Here is a 13,259-nt window from a genome sequence, read left to right on the forward strand (position 1 = left end):
TTGTGGGGGCCTCCGGTGGCGCCGCGCCCTCTTCAAGCCGAGGCTGCAGGGCCTCCGGTGGCGCCGCGCAGTGTGCGGGGCCGCCCCTCCCAGGTCAAGGGCGCTCCGCGTCGCTTCGCGATCGCTGCGCGACCCTGACCTGCGAACCTCTGCGACCCCTCTGGGCAGTAGCACGGGCAGGCCAAGGGCCTGCCCAGATGGGCGCGCGGCGCCACCGGAGGCGGTTCTGACGGACATGATCGAGGCTTCGGCGCGTTCTCGGGCGAAAATGACCCGGGAACGCGCCGAAACACCGATCAAGAGGCCACGACGGCCCCAGCAGGGGCGGCATCCCAGGCGACCGCGGGCATGATCGGCCCGAGATGTGCCTCACGGCCCGCGCAGAGGCGATGGTGCGCATCTCGGAATGATCAGCGCCGGTCACGCACCCGTTCTCGGCCCACGCGACCCGTCGACGGGTCGCATGACCCGAAACGGGGTGCGTGAGCGGACACCGGGTGCGCGACGGCATCACATGCCCGAGACACCGGCCGCCTGGCGGCGGGCGCCGTGAGCACCGGTTCGGGAGTGGTGCGCGGACATCCGGCGGAGCAACGTGAGACCGGGCCGCGTCAGCCTCGCCTTCTGTCTGGGATCATCACGACCCGGCCCGCCGCCGAGTTGTCACGCACGAGGTCCACGACGGCGTCGGCGACCTCGTCCATCGGCACCGGGATCGGCGCCGCGGCCAGCTCAGCCGGCGTCATCGCGGCGAGCTCGGCCTCGGCGCGCTCCGTCGCGATCCAGCCCGGGACCACGCAGTTGACCCGGACCCCGGACAGCGAGCTGGCCGCGGTGGTGAACCGGACCAGTCCCGCCTTCGCCGCGGCGTACTCCGGCGACTGGTACGACCCGGTGCCGACGCCAGCGCTCGAAGCGATGTTGACGACCACGCCGCCGCCGGAGGTGCGCATTGGCTCCAGCGCGAGCTGGGTGGCGCGCATCGCGCTGGTCAGGTTGAGCTCGAGCTTCGCGGCCCACGTCGCGGCGGGCGCATCGGGGAAGTGTGGGCCGATGTGCCCGCCGCCCCCGGCGTTGTTGACCAGGACGTGGAGGTCGCCGAACCGGTCGACCGCCGTCGCGATCATCGCCGAGAGGTGCTCGTCGCAGCGCACGTCGACCGGCACGAACGCCGCGGCCGGGCCGATCAGCTCGGCGGTGCGGGCGCCGTTCGCCTCGTCGATGTCGGCGACCACGACGGCGGACCCCTCCGCGCCGAGCCGTCTGGCGAGCGCACGGCCGATCCCGACCGCCGCTCCTGTGACAACCGCGACCTTCCCCGTCAGCTCCATCCACCCATGCTGAGCCCGGGCACCGACACCTCTGTCAGTCCACCAGTGCGCTGTAGCCGTTCAAGGCGGGTTGGCCGCCAAGGTGGGCGTAGAGCACGGTCGAGTCCGCCGCGATCTCACCACGGGACACGAGGTCGATGAGCCCGGCCATCGACTTCCCCTCGTACACCGGGTCGGTGATCATGCCCTCGGCGCGGGCGGCCAGCTTCATGGCATCGATCGTCGTGTCGTCGGGGATGCCGTAGATGCCGGCGTGGTAGCGCTCGTCGAGCAGGATCTCGTCGTCGCCGAGCTCGCGCTCGACCCCGATGAGCGCCGCCGTGTTGCGGGCGATCCGCGCGATCTGGTCCCAGGTCTCCTTCGGCTTGGCCGAACCGTCGATGCCGAGCACTCGCCTCGGCCTGCCACCGAGCGCGGCGAAGCCGGCAATCATGCCGGCCTGCGTGCTCCCGGTCACCGAGCACACGATGATGGTGTCGAAGAAGACCCCGAGCTGACGCTCCTGCTCGGCGACCTCGAACGCCCAGTTCGCGAAGCCGAGCCCGCCGAGGCGGTGGTCGGAGGCGCCTGCGGGGATCGGGTACGGCTTGCCCCCGCGTTCCTCGATCTCGGTGAGGGCCTGCTGCCAGCTCTCCTTGAAGCCGATGCCGAACCCGGCCTTCACCAGCCGGACATCCGCGCCTGCAAGGCGGGACAGCAGGATGTTGCCGACCTTGTCGTACACCGCGTCGGGCCAGTCCACCCAGCTCTCCTGGACGAGCACGCACTTCATCCCGACGCGGGCCGCCACGGCGGCGACCTGACGGGTGTGGTTGGACTGCACGCCGCCGATCGACACGAGCGTGTCGCAGCCCTTGGCGAGCGCATCCGCGACGAGGTACTCCAGCTTGCGGGTCTTGTTGCCGCCGTAGGCGATGCCGGAGTTGCAGTCCTCCCGCTTCGCCCAGATCTCGGCCCCGCCGAGGTGCGCGGTGAGCCGGTCGAGCCGGTGCACGGGGGACGGGCCGAACAGCAGCGGGTAGCGGTCGAAATCGTCGAGTGACAAGGTTTCCTCCGTCAATGAATTCCCATGCGGCGCCGTGCGATCACCACGCAGGCGAGGCTCACCACGGCCAGCGCCATCAGGTAGTAGGTCACCGCAAGCTTGTCGCCCGTCGCGTCGACAAGCCAGACGATGACGAGCGGGGTGGTGCCCCCGAAGGTCATGACTCCGATGTTGTAGCTCACCGACATGCCGGTGGCGCGGTTCGTCACCGGGAACAGATCGGCCATCATGGCGGGCAACGGCGCGAAGTACCCGGCCTTGAGCGCGCCGACCACGAACATCACGACCAGGATCACCGCGAAGCCCGGGTACGCGACGAGGAACGCGAAGCTCGGGTACACCAGTGCGAGGATCAGCGCCGCGAAGAGCAGCATGATCCGGACGCGACCGAACCGGTCGGACAGGTGTCCCACGACGGGCGTCATGACGGTCAGCACGATCCCGCTGACCAGCGTCGCCGCGAACCCCGTCGACGCGGGCAGGCCGAGTTCCTTCATGGCGAAGGTGGGCATGTAGGTGATCAGGTAGCTGATCGCCGTGGACACCGCGAGCGCACCGATCGCGACGAGCATGCGGCCCTTCTGAGTGCGGAACGTGTCCTGCACCGGCGCCCGTTCGGTGCCGGCGGCCGCGACGAACTCGCCTGCCTCGTCCACGTAGCGGCGGATGTAGTAGCCGACGGGTCCGATCAGGAGGCCGAAGAGAAAGGGGATGCGCCAGCCCCACGACTCCAGCTGCGCGTCGGTCAACGTCGCGGTGAGCACGGTGCCGAACGCCGACGCGAGCAGCGTCGAGAAGCCCTGGCTCGCGAACTGCCAGCTGGCCATGAAGCCCCGTCTCTCGGGCGCGTGCTCGACGAGGAACGCGGTGGCGCTGCCGAACTCCCCTCCGGCCGAGAATCCCTGGATGAGCCGGGCGACCAGGATCAGGATCGGCGCGATCACGCCGATCTGCGCGAAGGGCGGCATGATCGCGATGAGCAGCGTGCCGAGCATCATGAGCCGGATCGACAGCATCAGCGCCGCCTTGCGGCCGACGCGGTCGGCGTAGGCGCCCAGCACGAGCGCGCCGAGCGGGCGCACCACGTAGGCCACCGCGAACGTGCCGAGCGCGAACAGCAACGACACGGTCTCGTCCGCCGACGGGAAGAACAGCTTGGAGATCGTCGCGGCGAAGAACCCGTAGACGATGACGTCGTACCACTCCAGCGCGTTGCCGATGGACGCGGCGACGATGACGCGGCGCGGATTCGTGGTCGCCGCGGACGTGTGGGCGGCAGTGGACGTCATATGCGGCTCCTTGACGGTGGGGTCTCGCCCAGGTCCCAGAACAGACCGGCCATGATCTGCAGCCCTTCGCGGGCCACCGGCGCGAGCAGGTGCTCGTCGGGGGCGTGCTGGGAGCACGCCGGGTAGGAGTGCGGGATCCAGAGGGTGCACAACCCGAGCTCGTCGGCGAAGGCGTCGTTCGGGATGCTGCCGCCGAGGTTGGGCAGGAGCGCGGGCTTCGCGCCCGTGGTGTGGCCGATCGAGGCGAGCGCCCAGCGCACCCACGCGTCGTCGGGGTCGGTGCGGGTCGGCGGCATGGTGCGGCCGACCTGGACCTCGACCATCGGGAACCCGTGGTCGTCCAGGTGCTGCCGGAGGATGACGGCGAGCTCGTCGACGTCGGTTCCGACGACGGAGCGGAGCTGGCAGTGCGCGTGGGCGGTGCCGGGGATGGCGTTCACCGGGGTGTCCGCGTTACCCGCGGCCAGCGAGAGCACCTCGAGGCTGTTCCAGCCGACGAGCCGCTCGGCCGGGGTGAGGCCGGGCTCGCCCCAGTCCTCGTCGATCGCCGGGTCGTCCGGGCCGCCGCCGAGGGTGATGTCGCTCAGGGCCTGCCGGACGTTGGCGGGGATCTCCGGCGGGCGAAGGCCGGGCACGAGGATACGACCGCGCGCGTCGACGATGGACGCGAGCGCGCTCGCGAGGACCGTCGCCGGATTGCGCAGCAGCCCGCCCCAGTTGCCGGAGTGATGGGCGCCGTCGCGCAGGTCGGCCCGCAGGGTGAACGGCGTGGAGCCGCGGGAACCGAGGAACAGCGTCGCCCGGCCGGCTGTGACCCGCGGGCCGTCGGAGGCGATGAGCACATCGGCGGCGAGCTCGTCCCGCAGCCGCGCGCACACCGCGCGCAGGCCGGGCGATCCCGACTCCTCGCCGGTCTCCAGCAGGATCTTGAGGTTGAACCCGAGGTGGCCACGCAGGCGGAGCACCTGCTCCAGCGCCGCGAAGTTGATCGTGTGCTGGCCCTTGTTGTCGGCCGTGCCCCGGCCGTACCAGCGGTCGCCTTCGATCACGACCCGCCAGGGGTCCAGCCCGGGCCGCCACCGCTCCGGCTGGCCGAGGACGACATCGCCGTGGCCGTAGACGAGCACGGTGGGCAACGCGTCGTCCTCGTGCCGAGTGGCCACGAGCAACGGGAAATCGCCCGCCGGGTTGTCGACGACGCGCGCCGAGCAGCCGAGCCGCCCCGTGAGCGCCGGGATCATCTCGTCGGACAGGTACGCACGAAGCACCGACGCCCGGCCCCGATCCTGACTCTCCGTGGGAAAGGCGATCCGGCGACCGAGGTCGGCCAGGAACTCCCCGGAATCGAAGTATTCCGCGGCGAGTTCGGTGACGGCGGCGCGGGTCATCGTCCCCCTCGGGATCCGTAACATTCGATTAACAATGGGCTCGGCGTGATGCGTCGAGGGTAAGAAGACCCGATAGGCAGGTCAATTGCGCGTTTTCGAAGGCTGGGTTGCCGGGGCGGCAATGATCGGCCAGGATCCGTGCATGAACCTGCTGCCGACGCCGCTGCGCTACTTCCTCGAGGTCGCGCGCACCGGCTCGATCAGCGAGGCCTCCGAGCGGCTACACGTGGCGACGTCCGCGATCAGTCGCCAGATCTCGAAGCTGGAACACGACGTCGGGGCGCCGCTGTTCGAGCGTAGGCCGCGCGGCATGGCGCTGTCGGAGGCCGGGGAGATCCTCGTCGCCTACGCCCGGCGGAGCTCCCTCGATGCCGAACAGGTGCTCGCCGATGTGCACGGGGTGCCGGCCCTGCAGCGCAGTACGGTCAAGCTCGCGAGTTCCGAGGGTTTTGCCCGCGAATTCCTTCCGGCGGCGATCGCGACATTCCGCGAGAAATATCCGGGTGTGCGGTTCCGCCTGGACGTCAGCGGCCCGGCGGCAGCGACCCAACAGGTACGGGACGGCACGGTGGATCTCGCCGTCACGTACAGCCTCGCCCCGGAAAAGGGGATCAAGGTCGAATACTCCATGCAGCAGCGGATCTATGCGTTGATGTCGTACGACCACCCACTGGCACTGCGCCGGGACGTCGAACTCGCGGAGCTGCTCGAGTATCCCCTCGCACTGATGGACGAGTCGACGACGATCCGGCAGCTCTTCGACGTCTGCGTCGCGCTCGACGGACTGAGCTTCGAGCCCGTGTTCGAGAGCAACTACTCCGGTGCGCTCCAGACCTTCGCGCAGCTGCGCGGCGGCATCACCTTGGTCGGCCCGATGACCGTCATGCGGCAGCTCGGGCCCGATCGACTGGTGATCGTCCCGATCCGCAACCCGGAGCTGAGCAAGCGCAGTATGCAGATCCAGTCGATGGCGCAACGCACCCTGCCGGCCGCGGTGCGCGCCTTTCTCCACCACCTGACCGAGCAGGTCGATGAAACGGACCCGAGAGTCGGTCGGGTCGCAGGCGAGTAGGGTGCGCCGCCGATGATCTGTACACACCTCGCCCGTGCCGAGCGGGCGGATCTCCTAGCGTTCCTCGCCGGCCTGAGCCCGCAGCAGTGGGACACACCCACGTTGTGCGCGGGCTGGCGGGTCCGCGACGTGGTCGCCCACATGATCAGCTACGAGGGCCTCCGCGGGCGGGAGCTCTGCCGCCGGCTCGCCCGGGGTGGATTCCGGCTGGCGGGGACCAATGCCGTCGGCGTGGCCGAGATGCGCGACTCCGGCCCGGACGAGCTGCTCTCCCTGCTGGAACAGCGGCTGGAACCGAGCGGCCTCACCACCGGCTTCGGTGGTCGGGTCGCCCTGTTGGACGCGATGATCCACCAACAGGACATCCGCAGGCCCCTCGGTGTCCCGCGCACGATCCCGGGTGAGCGGCTCGTCCCCGCCCTCTCGTTCGCCCGCTTCGCGCCACCGATCGGGGCGTTCTGGCGCGCTCGCGGGCTCCGGCTGGTCGCGACCGACCTCGATTGGTCGGACGGGCGCGGACCCGAGGTGCACGGGCCCGGCGAGTCCCTGCTGATGGCGATCGCCGGCCGCCGCGGCGTCGTCGAGGAGCTCACCGGTCCCGGCCAGGCCACGCTCGCCGCCCGCATCGGGAAGTGATCAAGCAGCGGGCTGCAGCAGCGTCTTCACCATCCCGTCCTTCTTCGCCTGGAAGGTGGCGTAGGCCTCCGGGGCGGCGTCGAGCGGGAGGCGATGGGTGGCGAAGCCGTCCACGCCGAGCGGATCGCCTTCGACGAGCAGCGGGAGGATCTCGGGCACCCAGCGGTGGACGTTGGCCTGCCCCATGCGCAGCTGCACCTGCTTGTCGAACAGGGTCAGCATCGGGAGTGGGTCGGCCATACCGCCGTACACACCGCTGATCGAGATCGTGCCGCCTCGGCGGACGAGTTCGACGGCCGCGTAGAGCGCGTTCAGCCGGTCGGTGCCCGCGGTCTCCATGAGCTTGGCCGCCACCGGGTCCGGGAGGAGGCCCGCGATCGTGTGCGCGAGCTTGCCGACGGGCGAGCCGTGCGCCTCCATCCCCACGGCGTCGATGACGGCGTCCGGTCCGCGCCCGCCGGTGCGGCCGCGGATGTGCTCGGCCAGGTCCCGTCTGTGCCCGGTCAGGTCGACCACCATGACGCCGTGCGCGCGCACCCGGTCCAGCCGCTCCGGAACCAGGTCGACCCCGATCACGTTCTCGATCCCCCGGTAGCGCGCGATGCGCGTACACATGTCGCCGATCGGCCCGAGGCCGAGCACGAGGAGCGACCCGCCCGGCGGCACGGCCGCGTACTCCACCGCCTGCCAGGCCGTGGGCAGCACGTCGGAGAGGTACACGAAGCGGTCGTCCGGCGGACCGTCCGGCACCTTGATCGGCAACGTGTTGCCGAACGGGACCCGCAGGTACTCCGCCTGCCCGCCGGGCACGTGGCCGTAGAGCTTCGTGTAGCCGAACAGCGATGCGCCCTTGCCGTGCTCGTGCACCTGGGTGGTCTCGCACTGCGAGTGCAGGCCCTGTTCGCACATCCAGCACGTGCCGCAGGAGACGTTGAACGGCACCACCACGCGATCGCCAGGCCGGATGGCGGTGACCTCGGCCCCCACCTCCTCGACGACGCCCATCGGCTCATGCCCGAGGACGTCGCCCTCGTCGAGGAAGGGGCCGAGGACCTCGTAGAGGTGCAGGTCGGAGCCGCAGATGCCGGACGAGGTGATGCGCACGACCACATCGGTCGGTGCCTGGATCGTCGGGTCGGGCACGGTGTCCACGCGCACGTCGCGCTTGCCGTGCCAGGTGACCGCTCGCATGAGGACTCCTCCCAGGGAAGTCGAACCGGAGGTCGAACCCATGCGATTCCCCGGATGGGTTGCCGGAAACGGGGGTAGGCCGTCGGGCATGACCTCGTCCACCACCAGGCCACTCGCCATGGTCACCGGCGCGTCGAGCGGGATCGGGCGGGAGCTCGCGCGCCAGTTCGCCGAGCACGGGTTCGACCTCGTCGTCAACGCCGAGGACGACCGGCTCGACGCGGCGGCCGCCGACTTGCACACCGCAGGCGCCGATGTCCGCGCCGTGCGCGCGGACCTGCGCACGGCCGACGGCGTCGAGCGGCTCTGGTCGGCCGTCATCGCCACCGGGCGCCCGCTCGTCGCCGCGGCACTGAACGCGGGCGTCGGGAAGGGCGGCGCGTTCGTCGACACCGATCCGCCCGACGATCTCGCGATCATCGACCTGAACGTCACCTCGACGGTGCGGCTGGCCAAGCACGTCCTGCGCGACATGATCGCCCGCGACGAAGGGCGCGTGCTGATCACGTCCTCGATCGCCTCGACGATGCCCGGCAGCTTCCAGGCCGTCTACAACGCGTCCAAGTCCTTCCTGCAGTCGTTCGCCGAAGCGCTGCAGGAGGAGCTGCGCGACAGCGCGGTCACGGTCACGTCGCTCATGCCGGGCCCGACCGAGACCGACTTCTTCCGCCGCGCCGACATGGAGGACACGAAGGTCGGCGCGTCGGCCAAGGACGACGCCGCTCAGGTGGCCCGGCACGGCTTCGAGGCGCTCATGAAGGGCGAGCGGCGGGTCGTCGCAGGCTCGCTGGGCACGAGGGCGCAGGAGGCCGTTGGCAAGGCCGTGCCCGATGCGGTCAAGGCGAAGATGCATCGGCGGATGGCGGAGCCGGGATCGGCCCGCCAGTAGTGTCCAGCAGGTGACGCTCCGGCCCGCCCGACGCGAGGACGCCCCCGCGGTCGCCGAGATCTGGCGCAGCGGCTGGCGCGACGGCCACCTCGGCCACGTCCCCGACGAGCTGGTCGCGGCGCGGACGGACGACTCGTTCGACGTGCGCGCCGTCGAGCGGGCCGGCGACACGGTGGTCGCGGTCGTCGACGGCGCCGTCGCGGGGTTCGTGATGGTGGTCGGCGACGAGGTCGAGCAGGTCTACGTCGCAGCGGCGCACCGGGGCACCGCGGTGGCGGCCACCCTCCTCGCGGAGGCCGAGCGCCTCGTCGGCGCGCGCGGGCACGGGCACGCATGGCTCGCCGTGGTGGCCGGCAACAGCCGGGCCCGCCGGTTCTACGAGCGGAGCGGATGGACCGACGAAGGCCTGTTCGACCACATGGCGGAAGGACCGGACGGCCTCATCCGGGTCCCCGCGCACCGCTACGTGAAGCGGGTCGCGGCGAAGCCGTGAAGTAGCGGCGCCTGCTGTGGCCAAGGGGCGGCACTACCGGAGGCGACGTCCGCCCAGGAATGGCCTGTTAGGACCCCCGATCGGGGGGTATTGCGGTTTCAGGCGAACCGTTCGTCCGGGCAGCCCGAACCTACCTCGTCATCGGAACAACGAGTCCGAGGAGGATGGCCATGACAACAAGTCCCAGCGGTGCCGTCGATGTCCGCCGACCCATTCAGCTCGCCGCACTCGTCGTAGGTGTGGTGTTCCTCCTGGTGGGTGTTCTCGGCTTCATCCCCGGCGTCACGTCGAACTTCGGTGAGATGGCGTTCGCGGGCCACCAGTCCGATGCGATGCTGCTCGGCGTGTTCCAGGTTTCGGTGCTGCACAACATCGTGCACCTGCTGTTCGGCGTCGCAGGGCTGGCGATGGCCCGTACCGCGACCGCTGCCCGCGACTTCCTGATCTACGGCGGCGTGATCTACGCCGTGCTGTGGGTATACGGGCTGGTGATCGGCCACGACAGCGCGGCGAACTTCGTGCCGGTCAACACGGCCGACAACTGGCTGCACCTGGTGCTGGCCGTCGGCATGATCGCGCTCGGCTTCCTGGTCGGGCGGGATCGCCGCACCGTCTGACCGCCGGACACACAACCCGGAGGGCTGACCCGCCTGGTCAGCCCTCCGGGTTGCGCGCGCGGCTGGGCTGCACCCGCATCGGCTCGCCCGGCATCTTCGGGTACTCCGGCGGGTACGGCATGTCGCCGAGCCCTCGGTCGCGCTCGTCGGCGGCGTACCACTCGAGCACCCGCTCCAGCCCGCCAGCCGACTCGTCCATCGCGGCGTGCGGGTCGCCGTGCTCGGCGTAGAGCCCGGGGACGGTGCGCACGTCGAAGTCCTCGGGCTCGACGTCGGGCAGCGTCTCCCACGTCAGCGGCATCGAGACCGTGGCCCGTGGCCGCCCGCGCACCGACCACGCGGACGCGACCGTGCGGTCGCGCGCGGCCTGGTTGTAGTCGAGGAACACGCGCTCGCCGCGCTCCTCCTTCCACCACGCGACGGTCGCCTTGTCCGGCGACCGTTCGGCGACCCGCCGGGCGATCGCGATCACGGCGTGCCGCACGGCCACGAAGTCCCACTCGGGGCGGATCCGGCAGAACACGTGGACACCGCGCCCACCGGACGTCTTCGGCCACCCGACGAGCCCGGCCTCGTCGAGCACCTCGCGCAGCACCGCCGCGACCGCGACGGCGTCGGCGAAGTCGGTGCCCGGCTGCGGGTCGAGGTCGATGCGCAGCTCGTCGGGGCGATCGGTGTCGGCGCGCCGGACGGGCCACGGGTGGAAGTCGAAGGTGCCCATGTTCGCCGCCCACAGCAGCACGGCCTGCTCGGTGGGGCAGAGCGAGTCGGCGGTGCGTCCGCTGGGGAAGGTCACCCGGGCGGTCTCGACGTACGGAGGGGCGCCCTTCGGCAGCCGCTTGGCGAAGAACGGCTCGCCGTCCAGGCCGTCCGGGTAGCGCTTGAGGTTGGTGGGCCGCTCGCGCAGCGCGGTGAGGAGCGGCGCCGCGACCGCCCGGTAGTACTCGACGACCTCGCCCTTGGTGATCCCCCGCTCCGGGAAGTACACCTTGTCCGGGCTGGTCAGCCGCACTTCGCGATCGCCGTCCGGGCCCGGAACCGACAGCAGCACCGCCGCGCTCTTGCTCGCCACGACCGCGGACGCTACCCGCTACGCTGGCCGGGATGCCCGATCTCCACGAACCGGACCACCCGGGTCGATCCCGGCAGTTCGACGACGAGCTGCTCGGGCTGGACCCGGACGACCCGGATGCGCAGGCCTTCGCCGAGCACCTCGACCGCATGCAGCACCAGCGCCCCGCCTTCACGGTGGAGGGCTACCTCGAGGGTGTCCGCGACTTCGCCGAGTCGGCCAACCGGGCCAAGGGCGGGCGCCGGTGGGCGGCCGTCGCGGTGGTCGCGCTGCTGCTTCTGGGCGTGGCATGGGTCGTGTGGGAGGCGCTGGTGTTCATGCTGGTCACGTTCCTCTAGCGGGCGCCGGCGCGGGGTGCCACGAGGGCACGTTCGTACGCGAACTGCCGGCCGCGGCCGGGTCGGTGCACCGGCCGAATCGCGGACATAGTCTGGGAAGCATGGATCCCGCCACCGAACCCGCCCCGAAGGTCGTCAAGTCCGATGCCGAGTGGCGCGCCCAGCTCACGCCCGCCGAGTACCAGGTCCTGCGCCAGGCCGGCACCGAACGGCCGTTCACCGGCGAGTACACCGACGCCAAGACGAGGGGCGTCTACTCCTGCCGTGCCTGCGGCGCCGAGCTGTTCCGCTCCGACTCGAAGTTCGAGTCGCACTGCGGCTGGCCGTCGTTCTTCACCCCGCTGGCGGGCGACGCCGTGATCGAGCGCGTCGACACCAGCCTCGGCATGCGCAGGGTCGAGGTGGTGTGCGCCACATGCCACAGCCACCTGGGCCACGTGTTCGAGGGCGAGGGCTACCCCACGCCCACCGACCTGCGGTACTGCATCAACTCGGTGTCGCTCCGGTTGGAGCCCGACAGCGACTGATCAGGGGAGCGTCGCGACCAGTTCACCGGGCTGCACCCGCGGCCCGGTGAAGAACGGCGTCTCCTCACGGACGTGCCGGCGGGCGTCGGTGCCGCGGAGATGGCGCATCAGGTCGACGATCCGGTCGAGCTGGTCGGCCTCGAACGCGAGGATCCACTCGTAGTCGCCGAGCGCGAACGACGACACCGTGTTGGCGCGGACGTCCGGGTAGTCGCGGGCCTCCATGCCGTGCTCGGCGAGCATCTTGCGGCGCTCGTCGTCGGGCAGCAGGTACCACTCGTAGGAGCGGACGAACGGGTAGACGCAGATGTAGCGCCTCGGCTCCTCGCCCGCGACGAAAGCAGGGAGGTGGCTCTTGTTGAACTCGGCGGGCCGGTGCAGTGCGACCTGGCTCCACACCGGCGTGCTCGCCCGGCCGAGGGCGGTGGTGCGGCGCAGGTCGGCGTAGGCGCCCTGGAGGGCCTCGACGTTGTCGGCGTGCCACCAGACCATGTAGTCGGCGTCGGCCCGCAGGCCTGCCAGGTCGTACACGCCGCGCACCGTGACGCCCTTGCCGGCGAGCGCGTCGAGGAACTCGCCGAGCTGGCTCGCCGCGGCTCCGCGGTCGTCGCCGAGGCGCCCGGGCTCCACCCGGAACACCGACCACATGGCGTAACGAATAGCGCTGTTCAGCTCTGCGTAGTCGAGGCGTGCCACGCGTCCATCCTGCCACTCACGCCCTCAGCCACCGCCGGTGCCGGCAGTGGCGAGCAGCACGGTGGCGACGAGGCGGCGCGCGAGGTCCGCCAGCCGATCCTCGGCTGGCGCCTCCCCCGCGAAGTCGGCGAGGAACGCCTGCTGGAAACAGGCCCCGAGCAGCAGCTGAGCCACCGCCCGCGGGTCGGCGGATGGGACGAGCCTGCCCAGGCGCTGCTCGGCCGCGAGGTAGCGCGTCAGCCGTTCCTCGGGCGCGTGTGGCCCGCCGCCCAGCTCGCGGACCCGGTCCCGGTGGGCAGCCAGCAGCGCCCGTGAGGAGTACAGCGAGACCGCGATCGGGAAGGAGTCGACGTAGAACCGGACGGCCGTGGCGACCAGCTCCTCCAGGTTCTCCCGCAGGTCACCCGCGCCTGCCCGCCGGTCGAGCTGGCCGAGCAGCGCGGCGAGTCCGGGCGTCTCCTCCTCGAGGACGCGCAGGAAGATCTCCGTCTTGTCCTGGAAGTGCTTGTAGAGCGTGGCCTCCGAGTAGCCGGCGGCACGCGCGATCTCCTTGGTGGTCGCCCACGCGTAGCCCTGCTCGCGCATGATCCGGGCCGCCGCGCCCAGGATTTCCTCCCGTGTCCCCACGCAGCCTCCTCAGCAGGTCCTCAGCCGCCACTTGACGGGTGAGTGAGT

Annotated in this window: 15 protein-coding genes; 7 read left to right on the plus strand and 8 right to left on the minus strand. The window is 71.0% G+C overall.

Going from position 1 to position 13,259, the window contains the following annotated elements; genetic code table 11:
* Positions 1 to 611 precede the first annotated feature (611 nt).
* From K1T35_RS33330 to K1T35_RS33345, 4 genes are read right to left on the minus strand one after another with little or no spacing between them, the layout of a single operon-like run.
* A complete protein-coding gene (locus K1T35_RS33330) occupies positions 612 to 1,331 on the minus strand; it encodes an SDR family NAD(P)-dependent oxidoreductase (protein ID WP_220255734.1) in 720 nt (239 codons plus the stop codon).
* Between the two features lie 34 nt (positions 1,332 to 1,365).
* The gene (locus K1T35_RS33335) at positions 1,366 to 2,376 is read right to left on the minus strand and encodes a 1-aminocyclopropane-1-carboxylate deaminase (protein WP_220255735.1); all 1,011 of its coding nucleotides are present in this window, start codon (positions 2,374 to 2,376) and stop codon (positions 1,366 to 1,368) included.
* 11 nt (positions 2,377 to 2,387) lie between these two features.
* The gene (locus K1T35_RS33340) at positions 2,388 to 3,665 is read right to left on the minus strand and encodes an MFS transporter (protein WP_220255736.1); all 1,278 of its coding nucleotides are present in this window, start codon (positions 3,663 to 3,665) and stop codon (positions 2,388 to 2,390) included.
* A complete protein-coding gene (locus K1T35_RS33345; protein ID WP_220255737.1) occupies positions 3,662 to 5,053 on the minus strand; it encodes a M20 family metallopeptidase in 1,392 nt (463 codons plus the stop codon). Before K1T35_RS33345 ends, K1T35_RS33340 begins: the two co-directional genes overlap by 4 nt.
* A gap of 142 nt (positions 5,054 to 5,195) precedes the next feature.
* On the opposite strand from K1T35_RS33345, the gene K1T35_RS33350 reads away from it, so the two are divergent.
* Positions 5,196 to 6,125 carry a LysR family transcriptional regulator gene (locus K1T35_RS33350; RefSeq protein WP_220255738.1) on the plus strand — a complete coding sequence of 310 codons (930 nt, stop codon included), beginning with the start codon at positions 5,196 to 5,198 and terminating at the stop codon, positions 6,123 to 6,125.
* A gap of 12 nt (positions 6,126 to 6,137) precedes the next feature.
* Entirely contained in the window at positions 6,138 to 6,761 is a 624-nt protein-coding gene (locus K1T35_RS33355) for a maleylpyruvate isomerase family mycothiol-dependent enzyme (protein WP_220255739.1), read from the plus strand.
* On the opposite strand, the gene K1T35_RS33360 is transcribed toward K1T35_RS33355, so the two are convergent.
* Positions 6,762 to 7,952 carry an alcohol dehydrogenase catalytic domain-containing protein gene (locus K1T35_RS33360; RefSeq protein WP_220255740.1) on the minus strand — a complete coding sequence of 397 codons (1,191 nt, stop codon included), beginning with the start codon at positions 7,950 to 7,952 and terminating at the stop codon, positions 6,762 to 6,764.
* A gap of 88 nt (positions 7,953 to 8,040) precedes the next feature.
* Between K1T35_RS33360 and K1T35_RS33365 the strand changes: the two genes are divergently transcribed.
* The 3 genes from K1T35_RS33365 (at position 8,041) to K1T35_RS33375 (ending at position 9,951) form a co-directional block, all read left to right on the plus strand.
* The gene (locus tag K1T35_RS33365) at positions 8,041 to 8,841 is read left to right on the plus strand and encodes an SDR family oxidoreductase (RefSeq protein ID WP_220255741.1); all 801 of its coding nucleotides are present in this window, start codon (positions 8,041 to 8,043) and stop codon (positions 8,839 to 8,841) included.
* Between the two features lie 10 nt (positions 8,842 to 8,851).
* Positions 8,852 to 9,334, plus strand: a complete 483-nt coding sequence (locus tag K1T35_RS33370; protein ID WP_255621019.1) for a GNAT family N-acetyltransferase — start codon at positions 8,852 to 8,854, stop codon at positions 9,332 to 9,334.
* A gap of 170 nt (positions 9,335 to 9,504) precedes the next feature.
* Positions 9,505 to 9,951 (plus strand): DUF4383 domain-containing protein, encoded by a 447-nt coding sequence (locus K1T35_RS33375; protein WP_220255743.1) that lies wholly within the window; start codon positions 9,505 to 9,507, stop codon positions 9,949 to 9,951.
* A gap of 37 nt (positions 9,952 to 9,988) precedes the next feature.
* Here the strand turns inward: K1T35_RS33375 and ligD are convergent, their stop codons facing one another.
* Positions 9,989 to 11,023 (minus strand): non-homologous end-joining DNA ligase, encoded by a 1,035-nt coding sequence (gene ligD / locus K1T35_RS33380; protein WP_220255744.1) that lies wholly within the window; start codon positions 11,021 to 11,023, stop codon positions 9,989 to 9,991.
* Positions 11,024 to 11,055: 32 nt separating this feature from the next.
* Here ligD and K1T35_RS33385 point away from each other — a divergent pair, with 32 nt between their 5' ends.
* Together K1T35_RS33385 and msrB are read left to right on the plus strand one after the other, a co-directional pair.
* Positions 11,056 to 11,361, plus strand: a complete 306-nt coding sequence (locus K1T35_RS33385; protein ID WP_220255745.1) for a hypothetical protein — start codon at positions 11,056 to 11,058, stop codon at positions 11,359 to 11,361.
* A gap of 101 nt (positions 11,362 to 11,462) precedes the next feature.
* Complete coding sequence (gene msrB / locus K1T35_RS33390) at positions 11,463 to 11,888, plus strand: peptide-methionine (R)-S-oxide reductase MsrB (protein ID WP_220255746.1); 426 nt, start codon at positions 11,463 to 11,465, stop codon at positions 11,886 to 11,888.
* Here msrB and hemQ read toward each other — a convergent pair whose 3' ends face one another.
* Both hemQ and K1T35_RS33400 read right to left on the minus strand, forming a co-directional pair.
* Positions 11,889 to 12,584 carry a hydrogen peroxide-dependent heme synthase gene (gene hemQ / locus K1T35_RS33395; RefSeq protein WP_220255747.1) on the minus strand — a complete coding sequence of 232 codons (696 nt, stop codon included), beginning with the start codon at positions 12,582 to 12,584 and terminating at the stop codon, positions 11,889 to 11,891.
* 24 nt (positions 12,585 to 12,608) lie between these two features.
* Complete coding sequence (locus K1T35_RS33400) at positions 12,609 to 13,211, minus strand: TetR/AcrR family transcriptional regulator (RefSeq protein ID WP_220255748.1); 603 nt, start codon at positions 13,209 to 13,211, stop codon at positions 12,609 to 12,611.
* Between the last annotated feature and the right edge of the window lie 48 nt (positions 13,212 to 13,259).

Origin of the sequence: Pseudonocardia sp. DSM 110487, assembly GCF_019468565.1 — a bacterium.
Lineage (GTDB): Bacteria > Actinomycetota > Actinomycetes > Mycobacteriales > Pseudonocardiaceae > Pseudonocardia.